This is a genomic window from Ruegeria sp. CJ6 (genome assembly GCF_056536665.1).
This window is the reverse complement of sequence record NZ_JBQFQB010000003.1, coordinates 370,375-391,140: the sequence shown is the minus strand read 5'-3', so window position 1 is coordinate 391,140 and position 20,766 is coordinate 370,375. Positions and strand designations below refer to the sequence as shown.

General features: G+C 56.2%; 20 protein-coding genes and 1 pseudogene. 19 read left to right on the top strand and 2 right to left on the bottom strand.

What is annotated here, in order from left to right:
* Positions 1-270: 270 nt before the first annotated feature.
* The 12 genes and pseudogenes from ACR0BT_RS11615 to rpsD all read left to right on the top strand — a co-directional run bounded on the left by ACR0BT_RS11615 (position 271) and on the right by rpsD (position 11,203).
* The gene (locus tag ACR0BT_RS11615) at positions 271-858 is read left to right on the top strand and encodes a c-type cytochrome (protein WP_480763182.1); all 588 of its coding nucleotides are present in this window, start codon (positions 271-273) and stop codon (positions 856-858) included.
* A gap of 9 nt (positions 859-867) precedes the next feature.
* Positions 868-1,767: a c-type cytochrome gene (locus ACR0BT_RS11610; RefSeq protein WP_480763180.1), complete on the top strand. Its 900-nt coding sequence runs from the start codon at positions 868-870 to the stop codon at positions 1,765-1,767.
* Between the two features lie 39 nt (positions 1,768-1,806).
* Positions 1,807-3,180 carry a multicopper oxidase family protein gene (locus tag ACR0BT_RS11605; protein ID WP_480763179.1) on the top strand — a complete coding sequence of 458 codons (1,374 nt, stop codon included), beginning with the start codon at positions 1,807-1,809 and terminating at the stop codon, positions 3,178-3,180.
* Complete coding sequence (locus ACR0BT_RS11600; RefSeq protein ID WP_480763178.1) at positions 3,177-3,650, top strand: c-type cytochrome; 474 nt, start codon at positions 3,177-3,179, stop codon at positions 3,648-3,650. Before ACR0BT_RS11605 ends, ACR0BT_RS11600 begins: the two co-directional genes overlap by 4 nt.
* A gap of 1 nt (position 3,651) precedes the next feature.
* Complete coding sequence (locus tag ACR0BT_RS11595) at positions 3,652-4,380, top strand: DsbA family protein (protein WP_480763176.1); 729 nt, start codon at positions 3,652-3,654, stop codon at positions 4,378-4,380.
* 325 nt (positions 4,381-4,705) lie between these two features.
* The gene (locus tag ACR0BT_RS11590; RefSeq protein WP_480763175.1) at positions 4,706-7,216 is read left to right on the top strand and encodes a heavy metal translocating P-type ATPase; all 2,511 of its coding nucleotides are present in this window, start codon (positions 4,706-4,708) and stop codon (positions 7,214-7,216) included.
* Between the two features lie 15 nt (positions 7,217-7,231).
* Complete coding sequence (gene cueR / locus ACR0BT_RS11585; protein ID WP_170392471.1) at positions 7,232-7,618, top strand: Cu(I)-responsive transcriptional regulator; 387 nt, start codon at positions 7,232-7,234, stop codon at positions 7,616-7,618.
* Positions 7,619-7,770: 152 nt separating this feature from the next.
* Entirely contained in the window at positions 7,771-8,160 is a 390-nt protein-coding gene (locus tag ACR0BT_RS11580) for a hypothetical protein (protein ID WP_480763173.1), read from the top strand.
* 283 nt (positions 8,161-8,443) lie between these two features.
* On the top strand, positions 8,444-8,920 hold the full coding sequence (locus ACR0BT_RS11575; RefSeq protein WP_480763172.1) for a DUF411 domain-containing protein: 477 nt from the start codon (positions 8,444-8,446) through the stop codon (positions 8,918-8,920).
* A 109-nt stretch (positions 8,921-9,029) separates the two neighbouring features.
* Positions 9,030-9,738: pseudogene (locus ACR0BT_RS11570) on the top strand (IS5 family transposase); the annotation flags it as partial.
* A gap of 317 nt (positions 9,739-10,055) precedes the next feature.
* Positions 10,056-10,370, top strand: coding sequence for a hypothetical protein (locus ACR0BT_RS11565; RefSeq protein ID WP_255611765.1), 315 nt, complete (start codon positions 10,056-10,058; stop codon positions 10,368-10,370).
* Between the two features lie 212 nt (positions 10,371-10,582).
* Positions 10,583-11,203 carry a 30S ribosomal protein S4 gene (rpsD, locus tag ACR0BT_RS11560; protein ID WP_170392466.1) on the top strand — a complete coding sequence of 207 codons (621 nt, stop codon included), beginning with the start codon at positions 10,583-10,585 and terminating at the stop codon, positions 11,201-11,203.
* Between the two features lie 123 nt (positions 11,204-11,326).
* Here rpsD and ACR0BT_RS11555 read toward each other — a convergent pair whose 3' ends face one another.
* Positions 11,327-11,788 (bottom strand): Lrp/AsnC family transcriptional regulator, encoded by a 462-nt coding sequence (locus tag ACR0BT_RS11555; RefSeq protein ID WP_170401903.1) that lies wholly within the window; start codon positions 11,786-11,788, stop codon positions 11,327-11,329.
* Between the two features lie 103 nt (positions 11,789-11,891).
* On the opposite strand from ACR0BT_RS11555, the gene ACR0BT_RS11550 reads away from it, so the two are divergent.
* The 4 genes from ACR0BT_RS11550 (at position 11,892) to ACR0BT_RS11535 (ending at position 16,192) form a co-directional block, all read left to right on the top strand.
* Complete coding sequence (locus ACR0BT_RS11550) at positions 11,892-13,307, top strand: aminotransferase class V-fold PLP-dependent enzyme (RefSeq protein WP_480763171.1); 1,416 nt, start codon at positions 11,892-11,894, stop codon at positions 13,305-13,307.
* Between the two features lie 64 nt (positions 13,308-13,371).
* Positions 13,372-14,457: a histidinol-phosphate transaminase gene (gene hisC, locus ACR0BT_RS11545; protein ID WP_170392463.1), complete on the top strand. Its 1,086-nt coding sequence runs from the start codon at positions 13,372-13,374 to the stop codon at positions 14,455-14,457.
* The gene (locus tag ACR0BT_RS11540; protein ID WP_170392462.1) at positions 14,454-15,374 is read left to right on the top strand and encodes a prephenate/arogenate dehydrogenase family protein; all 921 of its coding nucleotides are present in this window, start codon (positions 14,454-14,456) and stop codon (positions 15,372-15,374) included. Before hisC ends, ACR0BT_RS11540 begins: the two co-directional genes overlap by 4 nt.
* The gene (locus ACR0BT_RS11535) at positions 15,371-16,192 is read left to right on the top strand and encodes an extensin family protein (RefSeq protein ID WP_170420536.1); all 822 of its coding nucleotides are present in this window, start codon (positions 15,371-15,373) and stop codon (positions 16,190-16,192) included. The genes ACR0BT_RS11540 and ACR0BT_RS11535 overlap by 4 nt, the downstream gene beginning before the upstream one ends.
* Here the strand turns inward: ACR0BT_RS11535 and ACR0BT_RS11530 are convergent.
* Entirely contained in the window at positions 16,189-17,190 is a 1,002-nt protein-coding gene (locus tag ACR0BT_RS11530; RefSeq protein WP_170392459.1) for a DUF2125 domain-containing protein, read from the bottom strand. The two genes, ACR0BT_RS11535 and ACR0BT_RS11530, sit on opposite strands and share 4 nt — an antisense overlap.
* Positions 17,191-17,257: 67 nt before the next feature.
* Here ACR0BT_RS11530 and ACR0BT_RS11525 point away from each other — a divergent pair, with 67 nt between their 5' ends.
* From ACR0BT_RS11525 to ACR0BT_RS11515, 3 genes are all read left to right on the top strand, one after another.
* Positions 17,258-17,788 (top strand): gamma-glutamylcyclotransferase, encoded by a 531-nt coding sequence (locus tag ACR0BT_RS11525; RefSeq protein ID WP_170594547.1) that lies wholly within the window; start codon positions 17,258-17,260, stop codon positions 17,786-17,788.
* A 68-nt stretch (positions 17,789-17,856) separates the two neighbouring features.
* A complete protein-coding gene (locus ACR0BT_RS11520; protein WP_480763170.1) occupies positions 17,857-19,035 on the top strand; it encodes a biopolymer transporter ExbB in 1,179 nt (392 codons plus the stop codon).
* A 3-nt stretch (positions 19,036-19,038) separates the two neighbouring features.
* Positions 19,039-20,718, top strand: coding sequence for a peptidoglycan -binding protein (locus tag ACR0BT_RS11515; protein ID WP_480763169.1), 1,680 nt, complete (start codon positions 19,039-19,041; stop codon positions 20,716-20,718).
* Positions 20,719-20,766: the final 48 nt, after the last annotated feature.

Sequence of the window (20,766 nt, the reverse complement as noted above, 5' to 3'; positions counted from 1 at the left end):
ACCAAACCGACTCTGCGGACGTCGAACATGTCAAGCAGGGTCATCCCGGGCATTGTCATGGCGGAGCGATCTGCAACGCTGTTGGACTATTTTTGATGGGTCCAACACCGCCTGGTCCCCAAGGCACGGAACGAAGATACTCGATCCCGCGAGCTCAATACCGGGTTCTTGGTATTATCGCGTTTGACCCACCACCGCCGCGTGTCCTGATCTGACGAGTCGAATTGCGCTCAAGATGGGCGCGTCGAAGCAGACGAAAAGGACAAAGAAATGAACTTTCTAAAAATGACTACAGGCGTGGCCCTGGTTTCTCTATTTGCGGCGGCCGCCTTGGCGCATGGTGGCGCAACCGGCGTCGTCAAAGAACGCATGGACGGTATGACCGCGATGAAGGACAGCATGAAGGTCCTTACACCGATGATGCAGGGGAAAACGCCCTACAATGCGCAAACGGTACGAAGCGAAGCCAAGAAAATCGGAAGCCACGCCGGTGAAAGCATGACAAAGCTGTTTCCAGAGGGATCTGATGGCAAACCCTCGGAGGCCAAATCGCAAATCTGGCAGGATTGGGGTTCCTTTACAGAAATAGCCAGACGGTTGGAAATCTACTCAGAAGGCCTTGCGCTTTCGGCAGACAACGGGCTGATGGCGTCCGGATCGGGTCATGGTTCCGGCATGATGGGCGGCAAATCCATGATGGGAGGTCGTTCCATGATGGGAGGTGGTTCCATGATGGGCAGCGGGATGATGGCTGGCAGTCCAAACTTAGCACAGCTATCTGAAATGCCGGCAGATGGTGTGTTCATGATGCTGAGCCAGACATGCTCGGCGTGTCACACGCGATTTCGGTCGGAATAGGAATGCATCATGAAGCCGATAATACGGTTGGGTCTTGCTACCGCCGTTACGGCGTCAGCAGGGTTTGTTGCTGTGATGGCTTGGCCGATTGGCCAGCCCTTACAAGCTCTCGACATTCAAGGTGACGTTAACCGCGGGGCGTATTTGGCAAGGGCAAGCGGCTGTATCGCCTGCCACACAGACTTTGCCAAAGGAGGTGCGCCCTTGGCCGGTGGGGTGGAGTTGGATACCCCGTTCGGCACGCTCTTTTCGCCGAACCTGACCACAGATCCCGATCACGGGATCGGTGATTGGACCATCGAGGAATTTGCCCGCGCTGTGCGTCAGGGTGTGTCGCCCGACGGACAACCCTACTACCCGGCCTTTCCTTATCCGTTCTATGCCAACTTCACGGATCAGGACATCGCCGATCTTTGGGCCGCCTGGCAAACGGTTCCGCCAGTAGCGGAACCGTCAAAAGAGCAGGAAATGGTGTTCCCCTTCAATCAGAGATGGGGCCTGAAGCTGTGGCGGGCGGCATTTTTGGAACCGCCGCGGACCGATCCCGTGCAGGGCAATGATGATGTATGGAACCGAGGCCGGTTACTCGTTGAAGGTGCCACGCATTGTGCCGCCTGTCACACCGGGAGAAACCTGGCTGGCGCAAGAAATTCTGACACGGAACACTTCAAGGGAAGTGACTCACTGCCGGGCGGTGACAAGGCACCGGCCATCGACTTTGAGACCCTGCAAATGCGTGGGTGGACAGTTGATGATCTGGCCTACGCGTTGCGCACCGGCGTCATGCCTGATGGCGATGTCTTCGGCGGCGCCATGGGAGAGGTCGTAAACTATGGCACCAGCTTTCTGACAGACGAAGACCTGAAGGCAATGGCGACCTATCTGCTGGATGTGCACGACGGGGGATAATCCAGTGCGAGATCAAGTATTCTTTGGAAGGAAGTCCTAATGAAGCTCAATCGCAGGCAATTCGTTGCAGGCACGTCGGCACTAATCGCAGTGCCGACTATTGGGAGGTCGGCTACCGCCCCCCGAATAATCGAGGCGCGTTCAGGATTGGCGCGTGTTGCCCCCAACAACTATCCGGAAACCGAGATATGGGGATATAATGGCGGTGTTCCAGGCCCTGAAATTCGTGCCCGGCAAGGCGAAACGGTTCGCCGGACACTCCTGAACTCGCTACCTCAGCCTACAGCAATCCATTGGCACGGATTGCGGGTTCCGAACAATATGGACGGGGTGCCGGGCCTTACGCAGGAGGCTGTACCAACCGGCGGCAAATTTCAGTATGACTTGCCTCTGAAGGACGCGGGGACCTTCTGGTATCACTCTCACAACCAGTCAACGGAACAAGTGGCCAGGGGCCTTTACGGCGCGTTCATCGTCGACGAAACGGACCCGCCGGACACGGACCATGACATCACGATCCTTCTGGATGATTGGCGGTTGGGTAAGGACGCTCAAATAGTAGATGATTTTGGTGCAATGCATGATTGGACCCATGCAGGTCGGATGGGAAACTACGTTCACGCGCGCATATCGCCAATGACCGAAGTTTTGACGAACCAGCGATTGCGAATTCGAATGGTCAACGTGGCAACTGATCGGATCATGTATGTGTCAGTAGGTGGCGCAAACGGGAAACTGGTCGCTTATGATGGCATGCCTGTAAGGCAGCCAGAAGATTTCGAAACACTTGTTTTCGGACCTGCGCAGCGAGCAGATTTGATCGTCGACGTCACAGCGGAATCGAACGAAGCCGTTCAAATAACTCTTCACGAACGCGATGAATCATTTGTTATCGCTGAGATCCCGGTTTCGGGAAGCGGTACATCTGCCAGCCGCGGTGAGATTGAAGCTCTGCCACCCAACCCTGTTTCTTTTCTTGAAGATGTTTCTGACGCCTTAAAGGTTCCATTGGTGATGGAAGGCGGGGCGATGGGCGGACTGCGTCAAGGTACTTACAACGGCCAAGTCATGAGCGCTAATGAGTTGGTTCAGGAAGGACAGATCTGGACATTCAACGGAGTCGCAGGTTTACCCGAAGACCCGCTCGCTTCTGTTTCGCGTGGCGACATAGTCCGTATTCAGATGCAGAACGACACTGTCTTTGCGCACGCCATGCACTTGCACGGGACGCACTTTCAGGAAGTTCTGTCGAACGGGAGCCTGGGACCGTTGCGAGACACAATACTGGTTGACCGGATGGAAACGCGGGAGATTGCGTTCGTTGCGGATAACCCGGGGGACTGGCTGTTTCATTGCCACATGCTTTCGCATCAGGCCGCTGGAATGAAGACCTGGCTGAGCGTGGCGTCATGAACAAGAGCGCGGCGAAATGGGTGTCACTAGCTGCTGTGGTGATCATTGTCGCGGTCGCTGGCTGGGGCCTGAGCGGGCGTGCACAAAACGGTGCATCAGCGGATTCGGCACGTGGTGCAGTTTTGTACGCCGAAAACTGCGCGTCATGCCACGGGGCAAGTCTGGAGGGTCAACCAGATTGGCAGACACCTGATCCAGATGGCGTCTTGCGAGCTCCCCCGCATGACCGAACAGGGCACACCTGGCATCACGGCGACAAGCTGTTGTTCGATTATACAAAGCTTGGCGGGGACCAAACTTTGAAGCAGATGGGTGTCACTGACGTCAAAAGCGGTATGCCAGGTTTCGAGTACACTCTGTCGGATCAGGAAATCTGGGACATCCTCGCCTTCATCAAGGAGAGTTGGCCGGATCGGGAACGCAAGCTGCAAGAGCAGCGCACCGAGGCAGAACAAACGGAAGGTAACTGATGTGAAACGATTTTTTGCAGGCTTAATTGCCATCACTATGTCGATTGGTGCTGCTATGGCGAGTGCTGACGAATTGTCTGACGCCGATGTAAAACGGCTTGCTCTGGAAGCCATTATGGAAAACCCTGAAATCATCATGCAGGCGATTCAATTGCTTCAACAGCGCGAAGATCAGGCAAAAGCCGAAGCCATTGGAAACGTCTTGGAAAATCAGCGTGAATTGCTGGAACAGGATCCGAATGCGCCTGTCATTGGAAACCCGGAAGGTGATGTAACCGTAGTCGAGTTTTTTGCCTATAACTGCCCATATTGCAAACGCGCGGCCCCGGTCGTGAAAAACGTAATCGCAGGCGATTCCGAAGTCCGAGTTGTTTACCGAGAATGGCCCATACTCGGAGAAGGTTCCGACTTTGCGGCACGCGCCGCGCTTGCCTCACGTAATCAGGGAAAATATGAAGAATTTCATTGGGCGCTTATGGCTCTGAACGGTCGTGCCACTGAGGCCAGTGTCCTGAAAGTTGTTCGGGAACTTGGCCTGGACGAGGATCAATTGCGCGCAGACATGGAGGCGCCGGAAGTCGACGCGCATATTCAGGTGTCCATGGAATTGGCCCGGCAGCTTGGCTTCAGTGGCACCCCTTCGTTTGTGATTGGAGATGCGCTTGCCCCGGGTCTGATCGCCGAAGATGAAATGACCCGGCTAATCGAGGCAGTCAGAGACGCAAGATAGAACTAAGGGACGACAGCATTTGCGCTCCTAAACTTCTGTTGCGAACGTGGCTTCGTATCACTCGGACTCTGAGCTGCAAGGATATGATCAAGTTGATTGGTGCTTAAGACACGTACCCTGCGGTTTTTCATGTCAAAGTCCAACTGTGCGGAGGAACTTACTGTGTCAATGGCTTTGTCTATAGCTGACTTGCGGTGCCCGCAGCTCATATCCGGGATACTTAGCTTCGTCATGAATGATGAGAAAGAAAGTCAGCCTCATCCCTTGACCTTCCACTTGCTGGAACCCTTATGTTGCCCGTCAGCAGAACATACGTGGTGACAATATGACTGAAAATTCACATGCGCGGTTCCAGGTTCAGGGTATGAGCTGTGCTTCCTGCGTTGGGCGCGTCGAGCGCGCATTGAAAGATGTGCCAGGGGTAGATGCCGCTTCGGTTAATCTCGCCAGTGAAAGCGTTCAGGTCGATTTCCGCGATCCAGCCGATAAAGCGGCCATTGCTGATGCGTTAAACCGCGCCGGATATCCGGCGCGGACGGCAGAGGTCACGCTGGATATTCAGAACATGTCCTGCGCATCCTGTGTAGGGCGCGTTGAACGAGCCCTGGAAGCCGATGGCGGCGTCTTGTCTGCGTCGGTCAATCTGGCCACTGAAAGTGCAACTGTGCGTTATGCTGAGGGAGTCACAACACCCGAAGCCATCGCGGCGCTTGCGGCAACTGCTGGCTATCCGGCGAGCCTGCGATCCGCAACGCAGACCCAACCACACGACCGCAAAGCGGCAGAGATCAGCCATCTGGCGCGGCGAACAAGCTTCGCCGCCTTGCTCGCTTTGCCGGTATTCATTCTCGAAATGGGTTCGCATGTTATTCCGGGCATGCACCACCTGATAGCGAGCACCATCGGCATCCAGAACAGCTATTACCTGCAATTCCTTCTGACCACGATCGTTCTTTTTGGGCCAGGCTTGCAGTTCTACACCAAGGGATTCCCTTCCTTGTTCAGAGGCGCGCCGGACATGAATTCTCTGGTGGCTCTGGGCACTTCGGCGGCCTATGGGTTCTCGCTTATCTCGACCTTTGCGCCGGGTGTTCTTCCGGTCGGAACCGCAAATGTCTACTACGAGGCCGCAGCGGTGATCGTGGTTCTCATATTGCTCGGGCGATTCCTCGAGGCGCGCGCCAAGGGTCGAACTGGTGAAGCGATCCGAAAACTGGTCGGTCTGCAGGCAAAAACAGCACGAGTTGAGCGCGACGAATCGGTTGTCGAGCTACCGATTGAGCAGATTGTTGTAGGGGATATTGTGCACGTTCGACCGGGCGAGAAAATCGCGGTGGATGGTGCCGTAATGACCGGCGCGTCATATGTCGATGAAAGCATGATCACCGGAGAGCCGGTTCCCGTCGAAAAAACCGAGGGCGCAACTGTGGTTGGGGGGACCGTAAATGGCACGGGCGCATTGACGTACCGGGCTGAAAAGATCGGCGCAGACACTATGTTGGCCCAGATCATTCAAATGGTCGAACAAGCACAGGGTGCCAAGCTTCCGATTCAAGGCCTGGTCGACCGTATCACGCTGTGGTTCGTGCCTGTAGTGATCGCTGTGGCCGTAATGACTGTGCTGGTTTGGATGTTGTTCGGACCCGATCCCGCGCTTAGCCTGGCGTTGGTGGCCGGGGTTGCGGTACTGATCATTGCTTGCCCCTGCGCCATGGGGTTGGCCACACCCACCTCAATCATGGTCGGCACCGGCCGCGCGGCCGAGATGGGCGTCCTGTTCCGAAAGGGCGATGCCTTGCAAATGCTGCAGGAAACCACCGTTGTTGCGGTGGACAAGACGGGCACCCTGACCGAAGGGCGTCCGGAGCTGACCGACCTGATTGTGGCCGAAGGAATGACCGAAGACGAGGTTCTGCACCTTGTTGCTGCCGTCGAGGTCACATCCGAACATCCGATCGCCACGGCCATCGTGCGCGCGGCTGAAACCCGTGGTCTGGAGCTTTCGAAGCCAGAAGACTTCACGTCGATCACCGGTTACGGGGTAAGCGCTTCAGTCGAAGGCCATAAAATCCTGATCGGGGCCGACCGCCTGATGAGTCGCGAAGGGGTAGAAATGGGCGCGCTTTCTGATCGGGGCGCTGAACTCGCAATCAACGGAAAGACTCCACTTTATGCTGCCGTAGACGGGGCTATCGCGGCCGTAATCGCTGTGGCGGACCCAATCAAAACCACCACGCCGGATGCAATCGAAGCTCTGCACGGGCTGGGCCTGAAAGTAGCGATGATTACTGGCGACAATGCCGCTACTGCCAAATCCATTGCAGCGCAGCTTGGCATCGATCATGTCGTGGCTGAAGTTCTGCCCGAGGGTAAAGTATCCGCGTTACAGGATTTGCGTTCAAATGGCGGAAAACTGGCCTTTGTTGGTGATGGCATCAATGATGCGCCTGCTTTGGCGGCAGCTGACGTAGGAATTGCGATCGGGACAGGCACTGACATTGCCATCGAAGCGGCTGACGTCGTTCTGATGTCAGGCGACCTGACCGGCGTGGTCAATGCCTTCGATATTAGTCAGCGCACCATGCGTAACATCCGCCAAAACCTGTTCTGGGCGTTCGGCTACAACACACTGCTCATACCGGTTGCGGCAGGGGTGCTTTATCCGTTTGGCGGCCCGCTGCTGTCGCCGGTTTTGGCCGCAGGTGCCATGGCGCTGTCCAGCGTATTTGTCCTAACCAATGCGCTGCGGTTGCGCTGGGTAAAGCCGATCAAAGTTGGGCGAGAACAGATCTCGCAGAACACCGAGCAAACGCTGCGTTCAGTGCATGCTGGATAGTATAGGAGAACCGCTGTGAATATCGGAGATGTAGCAGAACGTTCGGGTCTGCCTGCCAAAACCATCCGCTATTACGAGGATATCGGGTTCATCAAACCCAAGCGGAGCCTCAATGGGTATCGCCATTTCGACGAAAAGGAACTGCACAAGCTGGCCTTCATCGGGCGGGCCCGCTCATTGGGCTTTACCATTGAGGATTGCCGTTCACTACTGGCGTTGTACGAGGACAAAGAACGTGCCAGCGCGGACGTGAAAGAAATTGCAAAACAGAATCTGAAAGAGATCGACGATAAGATTTCCGATCTGAAGGCGATGCATGAAACACTGTCTCATCTGATCGAAGAATGCGCTGGCGACCACCGCCCAGACTGTCCAATTCTAAAAAACTTGGGCCAAGCGTAGTTGACCTTGTTGTTTGATCTGCCTCCAAGTTTGGCAATCTTTTTCTTCAGACGTTGCAATCCGCTCTTCTCTAGTGCGTGCCGCGCTATCAATTGTAGTTTTGTTGGCTTCGGGTCGGCACGTTGCCACGATCACACTACGTCCGCAGTACGGTGAATGAGTTGATCCCTGTTTTAAGAGAAACGCTTTTAGTGTGCGTTTGCCTGACGGTGACAATCATCGGCTCTGTTGCTTTTGCAAATAACGACTTTGAGATCGCAGACAGCCACAAACAAAATGGCGTTTCGATCGCGTCAAAAGCATCAGAATTCAAACACAACAATTGCCGTTTTCATTCCACCACCGATCAAGATTGCGCGGACGACTGCGTGAGTTGTGGCGGGGCATGCCACACTGGAACCTGTTGCGTTGGTGAAAACCCGACCCAATTAGGACTTGCGGTTTTGGTGGAAGCTTATGGCCAAAGAAACCGTAACATGGACACGGATAACCAGAATTCTCAAGCGCCTCTGACGCCCAATCTTCCTCCACAAATATCCTAACATCCAAAGTCCCGAAAGTGCGGGTTTTCAAATTGTTTCTGTTCGAGCATGCACTGCGGTCGTAAGGAGATTATTATGCGTGGAAGAGAGGCTAAACTATCAGTATTTGCCTTGGCGCTCATCTTATCCAAACGGTTGCGACATGCGTGCGCTATGCACCGAAAGCGAACAGAAACAGGGCTGGTCATGATCGCGTGCTTGACACAAATCATAGCACTTGCCTGCGATTTCGGTCACAAGACCGAATATCACAGCGCAGGCGTAAACACGGAAAGGAAATGACATGACCACCACGATACTTGACCGACGCCTTTTCCTGGCTGGCCTCAGCGCCTCCGGTATCGCCCTGGCTTCACCTACATTTGCAACGACCAAACCGCTGGTGAAGGTTCTCAAGGACCCCGCATGCGGGTGTTGTGGCGCGTGGATTGATATTATGCAACGCGAAGGATTCGAGATGGAAGTGCAGAATGCCTCCTGGGAGACTTTGTCTGAATACAAAGCTAACAAGGGTATTCCAGAAGAGATGGCGTCCTGTCACACGGGCTTGCTCGAGGGCTATGTCATAGAAGGTCATGTGCCCCCGGCGGACATCCTGCGCTTGTTGGCCGAACGCCCTGATGCGGTCGGGCTGACAGTGCCAGGTATGCCCTATGGCTCACCTGGTATGGGGCCGGAGAGTGAGCGGGAAGCCTATTCGGTTTTCCTGATCGGTAAGGATGGCACCACTGAAGTTTTCAAACATTACAAGGCAGCGTGATCGCAAATTTTTTTGCAACAACCGCAAACGGAATTGTCATGCGTTTAAGGTGAATTTCGCTAGCAGCGATTGAAAAGCGAGTTCAAGGTCGGCTAGTCCGATACGGGGCTGGTCCGATGCTCCGAGAGAGTAAGGCCCACCCAAGACGCTCTACAACTGCTGAAAACGTTAGAGCGACAACGGCGTGTTTGCACGGATCATGGAAGGGCTGGCTTCGGACCATTCCGATCACAGGGCGATCATGATAAAAGTGAGCAGGTGAACGCCATGCGTTCGAGTGGGCCTGCGCAAGTATCTGAAGGCACATCGCATGGCTTTAAGCCTACGGTTGAAAAAAGGGGCGCTGGTGCCTGATTGGGCGTGCCAAAGGCGGAATGAACACCAAGTTGCATGCCGTCACCGATGCTTCTGGTCACCCAGTCCGGTCTTTCATAACTGTCGATCAGATCAGTGACTACACGGGTGCCAGGGCACTTCTGAGCAGCCTACCAGCCGCCGATTGGATGATTGCTGATCGGGGTTACGATTCTGACTAGTTCCGAAAGGTTATGAAATACAAAGGGACACGCCTATGCATGCCCGGCAGAGAGTCACGCGAGAAGCCTGTCCGAAAAGACAAACACAGGTTCAAGCGCCGAAACCGCATCGAGGTCATGTTCGGTCGCTTGAAGGAATCGAGCCGAGTAGAATCCTGCTACGAAAGATGGCCGAAAGAGTTCCCATCAGCCATCGCACTCGCAGCGATTTTCAGGCTCCGAAATTCAATGAGCCTAGAGTCTAGCGCAGTGCGCCAGACGGTCACCAACATTCGACGATAAGTATCAATATGAGGCTGTTCTTTAGCAACATTTTCGTGATTGCTGCATTTCGGTCTCTTTTCCGCCCATTTTTTCGTTGATACACAAGCACAGTTACTTGTGGGATGAGTAAAAGTGCGGGCGGACAGATGAGAACCGGTTATAACGGTCGAATAGCAATATTTTGGACACAGACGGAAGTTGACGGGCTTGAGGCGGCGCCTTTGGCCCACATGCGCGTTGGTAGCTCTTGGTCTTGGAGGGGGCGAGGGGTCCAACTCGCCGCAAGTGCAGACCAAGTTGCGCTGCACGCAGGCTCCACCGGTCTTGGATCTATATTGGCGGCCAGAGCCAGTTTCGCCAACCCCGGCGAGATCAACGAAAGTGCCAAGATCGAGTTGTCAAACGGGGCTCAGACTTTCGTTGCCGAGCTGGTGCGTGAGGTGAACGAAGCGTCTCTGGTGCTTGTGTTTGAGGATGGATGCCCTGAGCCTGATCAAGATTTCTGGGTCAGTTTGGCAGCTTCGCATATTGAACCTGTTGAGATTGACAGCGGTTATGACGACAAGGTTGTCGTGTTCCCGGCGGCTCGCGCAAATGCAAGTTCAGTGCCGGTAAGTCTATCAAATACTGCCGGTTGGGCCGCTGAATAACGGATACTTCTCAGAAAGATTCCAACTCTAAGCAGAAATCCTACCCTTTGCTTGCTGTGGCGTGTTGACTCTGGCCGAAGCAGGGATATAAGCGCGGCTTCATTGGTGTTGGTGGCCCCCGCGAGGGGATGCCTGTCATGGGGGAAACCTCAAGAGGACAACGCCCTTCATAGTGGCCCATCGGGGCCTCAATCTAAAGAAGGAGATCAGCCGTGACCAAACGCACGTCTGCCAAGTACAAAATCGACCGCCGGATGGGCGAAAACATCTGGGGTCGTCCGAAATCCCCGGTTAATCGTCGTGAATACGGCCCTGGCCAGCATGGCCAGCGCCGCAAGGGCAAACTGTCTGACTTCGGTCTGCAGCTGCGTGCCAAGCAGAAGCTGAAAGGCTACTACGGCGACCTGACCGAGAAGCAGTTCCGCCGCATCTATGCAGAAGCTGAGCGTGTCAAAGGCGACACCGGTGAAAACCTGATCGGTCTGCTGGAGCGCCGTCTGGACGCCGTTGTTTACCGCGCCAAGTTTGTTCCGACCGTGTTCGCCGCACGTCAGTTCGTGAACCACGGCCACGTTAAAGTGAACGGCAAGCGGGTCAACATCCCGTCCTATCGCGTCAAAGAAGGCGACGTTATCGAAGTGCGTGATAAGTCCAAGCAGTTGGCCGTTGTCCTGGAAGCTGTCGGCTTGGCCGAGCGTGATGTGCCTGACTACATCGACGCCGACCACTCGAAAATGACCGCGACTTTCGTGCGTGCACCGGGCCTGAGCGATGTGCCTTACCCGGTTATGATGGAACCGAACCTGGTCGTCGAATTCTACGCGAAGAACTAATCTTCGCCGACCTGTTGAGTTTAAGGGCCGCGCTTTCAGCGCGGTCTTTTTTGTTTTGATGGGGCTCTGCCCCAGTCGCTGCGCGACTCCCCCGAGATATATTCGGCCAGATGAAGAGGCGGATCAGATAGGAAGCGGGCGACTTTCGGCAATGGCCTCCATTGCGAAATAGGAGGTGACGCTGTCCAGTTCGATCTTATCGATGAGGCGTTGATAGACTTTGTCGTAAGAGGCCATATCTTCTGTAACGACCTTGAGTTGATAGTCATAGTCGCCGCCAATGCGATGGAAATCGACCACTTCAGGAATGGTCAGGACATGACTGCGAAAGGCCTGCAACCATTGGGCAGAGTGGTGGCGCGTGCGTAGCATGACGAAAACCACCAGATTCAGCCCAAGCTTTTCGCGCGCGATGCGCGCCGTAGAACCTTGCAGGACACCTGTGTCGTTCAAGGCCTTTATTCTTCGCCAGCAGGCATTTTGGGACAGGCCGACCCTATCTGCCAATTCTCGCTGGGAAAGTGTTGCGTCTTTTTGCAGTTCCTTCAGAAGACGCGTGTCAATTTGATCTAATTTTTTCTCCATATAAACTCATATGACACAAAACTCGGACACATAAAGCATAAAATTGTGAGGTTTCCACAGGATGGATCAATCATATTGGAGTTAGCAATATGGAGCCTGTGTTATGACCTTGTCCAACTTTCGCGCAGAAATTCAATCTGCTGCTCACGGAAATACTCTGCGTGATGGGCTGATCGGTGAGGGGGTACTCATCCCGGGTCTGCATGGGGACGTGCCGCTTGTGTATGCGGACTACGTTGCCTCGGGTCGCGCGTTGCGACAGGTCGAAAATTTCGTGGCCGAGCATGTGTTGCCGTTCTATGCCAACAGCCACACCGAAGCCTCCTATTGCGGTTCCTATATAACCCGTTTGCGCCGCGAGGCGCGGGCCAAGATCGCCCGCATAGTTGGCGCCAAGGAAGAGGACGCGGTGATCTTTACCGGGTCTGGCGCTACAGCGGGTCTTAACCGGCTGGTTAGTCTGCTGGGAGTGCAAGAGGCTAATCAGCCGGTCGTTTTGATCGGTCCGTATGAGCATCATTCGAACATTCTGCCGTGGCGTGAAAGCAAGGCGCGGGTGATCCAGATTCCAGAAGCCGTTGACGGCGGTCCCGATATGCAGGCGCTAAAGGCAGTGCTGATCGAACACGCAGATTCCGATCTTGTGATTGGGTCATTCTCAGCGGCGTCAAACGTCACCGGCATCATCACCGACCCTGATCCAGTGACGCGGATGCTGAAAGAGCATGGTGCGCTTGCGGTATGGGACTATGCGGGTGGTGGACCTTATTTGCCAATGGACATGGGGCCGGAAGATGCGCGGAAGGACGCGATCGTTGTCTCTCCGCATAAGTTTCCGGGTGGGCCGGGGGCGTCGGGTGTTCTGGTCGTTAACCAATGCGTTGTGAAGCGGACGTGTCCGAGTTGGCCCGGAGGTGGGACTGTCAGCTTTGTCTCGCCTTGGCGGCACGACTACAGCGCCGATCTCGCGACACGGGAAGAGGCGGGTACACCAAATGTGATCGGAGACATTCGTGCGGCCCTGGCCTTCATTGTCAAGGATGCGGTCGGAACGGATGAAATCGCACAGCGTGAGGCGCAGTGTAACCGCATGGCGTTGGATGGGTGGTCCGACAACCCACATCTGACATTGCTAGGTGCCGAGAATGCACACCGCCTGCCGATATTCTCGTTCCTCGTGTGTGATCGGAATGGGCAGCCGGTGCATCAGCAGCTGTTTACCCGGATGCTCAGCGATATCTACGGCATCCAGGCACGTGGCGGCTGTGCCTGTGCCGGACCCTATGCGCATCGTTTGCTGGGCATTGATCGGGCAACGTCGGAAGAATTGCATGCGGCCCTGTCGGAGGGTGAGGAAATGAAGAAACCGGGTTGGGTGCGGTTGAATTTCTCTTACCTCATGAGCGAAGAGACCGTTCGGTTCATTATCGACAGCGTTAACGAGCTGTCGCGCCGGACCGAGGAGTTCGTCCCATTCTACAATGCCGATCCGGCGACGGCGCGCTTCAAAGCGGCGTAAGATAATTGCCGCTTTTCTCAACCCGTTGAGAAAGGTATGAGGGGCCAAGCTAGTGGAGCCCCTCATGAACCAGATCACACCTCAACCCGGCATAATGGACATCGCGCTGTATCAGGGCGGACAGTCGCATGTTGACGGTGTTGCGGATGTCATCAAGCTGAGTTCCAACGAAAACCCATTTGGGCCAAGTCCCAAGGCGATCGAAGCGGTGCGCGAAAGTGCCGTTTCGCTGCATCGTTATCCCAGCACCGATCATGCCAGCCTGCGCGCCGCAATTTCTGAACGGCACGGACTGGATGCCAATCGGGTCATCTGCGGTGTCGGCAGTGATGAAGTGTTGCAGTTCGTGGCGCAGGCCTATGCTGGTCCGGGTGATGAGGTGATATATACCGAGCATGGATTCTCCATGTATCCGATCATCGCGCGAATGGCTGGCGCGACCCCGGTCATGGTGCCCGAGAGGGATCGCCGTGTAGACGTAGATAGCATCCTTGCCGCGGTCACTGGGCAGACACGGATTGTCTTTGTGACCAATCCGGGAAATCCTACTTCAACCATGGTCTCTGACGCCGAATTGCAGAGGTTGGCGGATGCATTGCCAGCCAATTGCCTGATGGTGCTGGATGGTGCGTATGCCGAATTTGTCGATGGTTTCGATGGAGGCGCAGGGCTGGTGGACCGGTTTAGCAATGTCATCATGACCCGGACGTTTTCGAAAGTGTACGGTCTAGGTGGGATGCGCGTTGGCTGGGGCTATGCGGCGAAAGAGATTATTGATGTGCTGAACCGCGTTCGTCAGCCGTTCAACCTATCGCTGACGGCTCTCGCGGCGGCCGAGGCCGCCGTGCGGGATGAGGAATATCTGCGGTTCTGCCTGTCTGAAAATGCACGCCTCCGGATTTGGTTGTCTGATGAACTGGCGAAGGTCGGCGTTTCATCCGATGTGTCATGCACGAATTTCATCCTCGCCCGTTTTGCTGACAGGGCCGAGGCGGAAGCCTGCGATGACTATTTGAAAACGCAGGGTTTGATCGTGCGGCGGGTCGCGGGCTACAACCTGCCAAACGCGCTGCGGATCACCGTAGGCGACGAAATCGCCTGCGGTCGCGTGGTTGCAGCGATTACTGCGTTCAAAGGGGGCGCTGTATGAGCCAGATTTACGACCGTGTTGCGCTGATCGGGTTGGGCCTGATTGCATCGTCCATGTTCTGGGCGATCAAACGGGCTGGGCTTGCGGGCGAAGTGACGGGCTATGCGCGATCCGAGGCAACCCGCGAGACGGCGCGCCAGATCGGCCTTTGTGACCGGGTTTGCGAGACCGCGGAAGAGGCGGTCGAAGGTGCTGATCTAGTGGTTTTGTGTGTCCCCGTTGGTGCAATGGGACCTGTGGCGCAGCAGATTGCGCCGGTTCTGAAATCCGGTGCCACCGTTTCAGACGTGGGGTCGGTAAAGCGTCACGTGATTGACGCCGTCTCACCCCACATACCCGATAGCGTTCATTTCATTCCGGCACACCCTCTGGCCGGGACCGAGCATTCCGGGCCTGAATCGGGATTCGCCGAACTGTTCGACAACCGTTGGTGCCTGTTGGTGCCGGTCGAAGATTCCGACCCGGATGCAATCGCTCGCCTGCGGGCTTTGTGGGAGGGTCTGGGATCGAATGTCGATGAGATGGACGCCGCGCATCATGATTTGGTGCTGGCGGTCACCTCGCACGCACCTCACCTGATTGCCTATACGATGGTGGGAGTTGCGGATGATCTCCGGCGGGTTACAGACACCGAAGTCATCAAGTATTCGGCAGCTGGTTTCCGCGATTTCACTCGCATCGCGGCTTCGGACCCGACGATGTGGCGTGATGTGTTTCTGACCAACAAAGACGCAACGCTGGAGATTCTGGGCCGGTTTACGGAAGAGCTCTTTGCGCTACAGCGGGCCATCCGAACAGGTGACGGAGAGCAATTGTTCGACTACTTTACGCGCACACGGGCGATCCGCCGCGGCATCATTGATGCGGGCCAGGATACGGATGCGCCAGATTTTGGGCGGGGAAAAACATCGACATGAGAAAGATCGGTTGCAGCCATTTGATTTTCTGCGTTGCTTTGGCGGCAACGACTGCAAATGCGGCGGCGCCTGAAACTTCTATTGTGCCGTTGACGCGCCCGGAAACCACCCAAGCGATGGTGGCAATCGTCACCCCCAACATCCGGCCTGTGCTACGGCCCGCTTCGCCGCAGGTAACGGCCGCTGCAGCCCGTCCCGCTGAATTACCATTGCTCGGGCCCGAGAATTCGATCCGCCCGTTTGTGCGCCCGGAAGAATTGGAACAACGCGTCTTTCTTAAGAAACGCAAGCTGCGTAAGGGTTCAGTCTGTGGCGATATCGATATTCAGGGTAAGCCGGTTGGACGTGTGAAGGGCAAGATCAAAGCCTGCGGGATCAAGGATGCAGTGCAAATCACCTCAGTATCGGGGGTCGGGCTGAGCCGCCCAGCGACGATGGATTGCGGCACTGCACAGGCGCTGAATAATTGGGTCGACAAAACTGTAAAGCCCACGTTCAAACGCCGAGGTCCGGTGGTAGAGCTACAGGTCGCCGCGCATTACGCCTGCAGAACACGTAACAACCGTAAAGGGGCGCGGATTTCTGAGCATGGTAAAGGGCGCGCCATCGACATTTCGGGCTTCAAGATGGCCGATGGTGAGGTGGTGACGGTTCTAAATGGCTGGCGCAAAAATCCGTCCAAGAAGCAACTGACCAAGGTATGGCGCGGCGCGTGTGGGCCATTTGGCACGGTTCTCGGACCAAACTCTGATCGCTACCATCGGGATCATTTCCACCTAGACACCGCGCGCTACCGCAGCGGCACCTATTGCCGTTAACGCAGCACCAGTCTCGGGGCAGGACCAAGGGGCAACGGACCTAAGGCGACGAACCCATCTCTGAAATTCAGCTGTAAATCCAGCGCATTTGGGTTGCCACCCAGTCCAGCCATGAAGCCCAATGCGCGGGTCACAGGATCGACTGCCTGATCCGGCAGCGCACCTGCGGCGTTTGCCATCGCGATCATGTCGCGCCAGTTTTCGGCTTTCATCGCAATTTCACCCGTTGGAATGCCCTGTTCGTCAACTTCCAGTTCGCCGGTGGCGAACAGACGCAGCTCACCCCATTTCATTTCTGCCAAACGCAGATCAATCGCAACGGGTTGGGGGCGACGCTGCTCAAGTGCGGTGCGGTCCCAGGGTTTGTCGAAAGTGACAAACATATCCATTTCCAGCGTTTCGAACGATTGCGGCAGGGTCGATGCTGAACGCATCAGGCGTCTCAGATCATCGCCGGGGGTAAATCCGTCGATCTTCGCAGTAATCCCATAGCTTTCGGGCGCTCCAGATTGCTCCATCACAAGGCTCAGCGACTGGCCTCCGGCTTGCGGATCACCTTCGGTTGTCAGCAGCCAGCGCTTTGAGGTCAGCGCCATTTTCTCGAGCACCAGCGCGACACCGGGTTGGAGCTGCAATTCGGCTTGTAGCGCTTCGGCCTGAACGGTCGTGGTCTGGTCGAAATAGGAAAGGCGCTGCGGCGTACTGGCAAAGCGCAGCATCTGGCGGCCGGGCCAGATTGCTGGGCTTTGGAACTCGACCCAGTCCGCACTCCACGCCGTTCCGTTGACCGGATCGGCCAAAGCGGGATTATTCAGGCGTGTGATGTGCTGAAATGGATATCCTGCCGTCGACACGTCCGAGAATTCGGCCTGCCAGCCCAGTTCTTGCTGCCGGTCAAACCAACCGGTCAGGGCGTTTCGCAGACCATAACCGGCAACAAACCAGTACGCGCTCCACGCGAGGGCGATAAATACGAAAACGCGTATCAGACGGCGCATGATGAATGGCCCTTTTTCCTGCCTCGGATTTGATGTTTATAGGGCCAAACGGGCAAGGACCAGTGCAATGACGATGTGGGTATTCGGATATGGATCGCTGCTGTGGAACCCGGGCTTTCCGGTGGCACGCAGCGAACGCGCTAAGTTGCACGGATATGCGCGGTCGTTTTGCATGCGCTCTATCCACCATCGCGGCACGGAAGAAGACCCCGGTTTGGTATTGGCGCTGGACGAACAGCCAGACGCGCATTGCACTGGATTGGCGCTTGCTGTCGAGGCAGGTCACGAAGAGCGCACTTTGGCTGAATTGCGTGAGCGTGAGCTGATCTCGTCAGCCTATCTGGAGCGGATGCTGGACGTGCATCTGGACTGCGGGCAGATCGTAAATGCAGTGACTTACGTCATCGATGCTCACCACGTTCAGTATTGCGGCGGTCTTCCATTGGAAGAGCAGGCTCGGATCATCGCCCACGCGGTTGGCGGACGTGGGCCAAATACCGAATATCTCTACAATACTGCCTCGCACTTGACCGAGATCGGACTGCACGACCCTGATCTTGAGTGGTTGTCGCAACGGGTGCGGACAATCAGCGCATAAACTCTTGGCGTCACGGGGCGAACTTCGATAGGTTCAGCCCAGAGCAGACAATACCAGGAGCCACGCGCATGGCGCAGGCACAACAGGGCGTGAGACCACATTTCTCACAACCGATCCGTCAGATTTTGATGATGCTGATCGCAATAGGGCTGTCAGGACTTGGCGTGTTCATGGCGTTGCCATATGTACTGCCGGTTATTCAGGCCAATCTGTATCTTAACGGGTTCATTTTGCTGGTCTTTGTCATCGGTGTCGCTGCCTGTTTTCTGCAGGTCACACAGCTGATCGGATCGGTTCGTTGGATCGAAGCCTTTGCCGGAGGGATCGAACGTGACGATGTGCGCCCGCCGCAACTGCTTGCCCCACTGGCGTCGTTGTTGAGGGAACGCGGGGCGCGGTCTCAGATCAGCTCTAGCTCTACCCGATCGATCCTCGATTCCGTCGCCGAACGGGTCGAAGAAGAGCGCGAGATCACCCGCTACATCACCAACGTGCTGATCTACCTTGGCCTACTGGGGACATTTTTTGGTTTGGCCACCACTGTCCCCGCCATCGTTGATACGATCCGCAGCCTGAACCCGCAGGAAGGTGAAGAAGGTCTGGCCGTCTTCAACCGTCTGATGACCGGATTGGAAGCGCAGCTGCAGGGCATGGGCGTTGCTTTTGGGTCGTCATTGCTGGGTCTGGCCGGATCCTTGATCGTCGGTTTGCTGGAACTATTCGCGGGCCATGGCCAGAACCGGTTCTATCGCGAATTGGAAGAATGGTTGTCCTCAATCACCCGCGTTGGCTTTGCTGCGGGCGATGAGGGCGGCGCGGAACTGGCCGTGCTGACCCCAGTACTGGACGCCATGTCTGAACAAATGGATGCACTGCAGGACATGTTCTCGGCGCAAGAAGTTGATCGCACGAACGTCTCGACCAAACTGGGACATTTGGTCGATGTCATCGGGGAAATGAACCAGCGGCAGGCCCAGACCGAAGGCGTAACGGCTGCGCTTGAACGTGTGGCGCTGGGGCAGGACGCTTTGTTGGATCACATGCGCGAACATGGCGCGGGCGAGGGGATCGATGCGGAAAGCCGCATGCGCCTGCGGTCGATGGATGTTCAGTTGCTGCGTATACTCGAAGAAATCTCCGCTGGTCGTCAGGACAGCATGAACGAACTGCGCAAGGATTTTGAGCTGCTGGTCAAAGCGTTGACTTTGCCACGGGGCGCCGTACGTACCCCCCCGGAAGGAGAGTAACCCATGGCGCTGTCCCGCCGCACAGGTCAACGGTTTTCGGGCTCGGTCTGGCCCGGCTTCGTGGATGCGATGACGGGATTGTTGATGGTGCTGACCTTTGTGCTGACCATCTTCATGGTCGTGCAATTTGTGCTGCGCGAAACCATTTCAGGTCAAGAGGATGAACTGACTGCGCTGTCCGACGAAATCGCCGCTCTGGCCGGGGCGCTGGGGTTGGAAGAGCGGGAAAACAGCCGTCTTCAAGCGCGTCTTGGGAACTTGAATGCAACGCTTAATCAGGTCGAAGACGATCTGGCGCAGGCACAAACCCGCATAACCGACTTTGAAGCACAGGTCGCGGCTTTGCTGGCTGATCAGGCGCGTGCGCAGGGGGATATCGCCGCGCTAGAAACGCAACGCGATGAGTTGCTAAATGAACAAGATGCCTTGAATTTGGCACTTGCTCAAAGCAGACAAGAAATCGACGCACAGGCCGAAGCCGCCCGCCTTGCCGCGGCTCGACGCGAAGCACTTGAAGCTCTCGTCGCCGAACTTGAAACCAGCGAAGATGCACAGGCAGCTCAGATATCCGAGCTAGAACAGCAACTGACCGAGGAAGAGGCCGCGCGCCTGGCCGAAGCCGCCGCTGCTGAGGCGTTGCGTGATCGTCTGCAGAATGCAGATGCCGAACTGACGGCAATGACCTTGGCGCTGGAAACACAGCGAAAGGAAGCCGAGGACACTCTGACTTTGCTGGCTGCGGCACAGGCTGCCAAGGCAGAGCTTGAGCGCCAGTTTGGTGAGATCAATGCCGAAGAACTGAGGGCACAATTGCAAGCCGCATTGGATGCCCAAACCCAGGCGCAAGCAAATGCAGCCGAACAGAGGTCGCTGGCCGAAGAGCGCGCGGCGCTGCTGGCGCTCGCCCGAGAGGCGCTTGCATCGGAACAGGAAATCTCGACCGAAGCGCAACGTCAGACCGCGCTGCTTAATCAGCAGATGGCAGCCCTGCGCAGCCAGTTGGGATCGCTGCAGGCTTTGTTAGACGATTACGAAGAACGTAATACCGCCGCCGAGATCCAGATACAGACGCTGGGCCAGGATCTGAATGCCGCTCTAGCGCGCGCAGCCTCGGAAGAACGCCGTCGCCGACTGCTGGAAGAGGCTGAACGTATTCGGCTGGAAGCCGAGGCCGAGAAACTGGCGGGCCAAAATCAGGAACTAGCCGCACAGGCCGAGGATTTGCAGCGCTATCGCTCGGAATTCTTCGGGCGACTGCGCGATGTGCTGGGTGATCAGGATGGTGTGCGCATTGAGGGCGACCGCTTCGTGTTCTCGTCGGAGGTGCTGTTTGCCACCGGGTCCGCAAACCTGTCCGCGGAAGGCCGTCAGGAGGTTGCCAAAGTTGCCAATATCCTGCGAAGCGTTGCCGCCGAAATACCCGAGGGGCTGAACTGGGTCATCCGTGTCGATGGGCATACCGATAATGTGCCACTTGCAGGCAGCGGACGATATCGCGACAACTGGGAGCTCAGCCAGGGCCGTGCCCTTTCTGTGGTGCGCTACATGGTTGACGCACTGGGCATTCCACCTGATCGCTTGGCGGCAAACGGGTTCGGAGAATTCCAGCCTGTTAATCCCGCCGACACACCCGAAGCGCGCGCCCAGAATCGTCGGATCGAGTTGAAGCTGACAGAGCGATAAGGCTGGTACGAACCAACTTGGATTACCTGCCAAAAATGAAAAACGCCC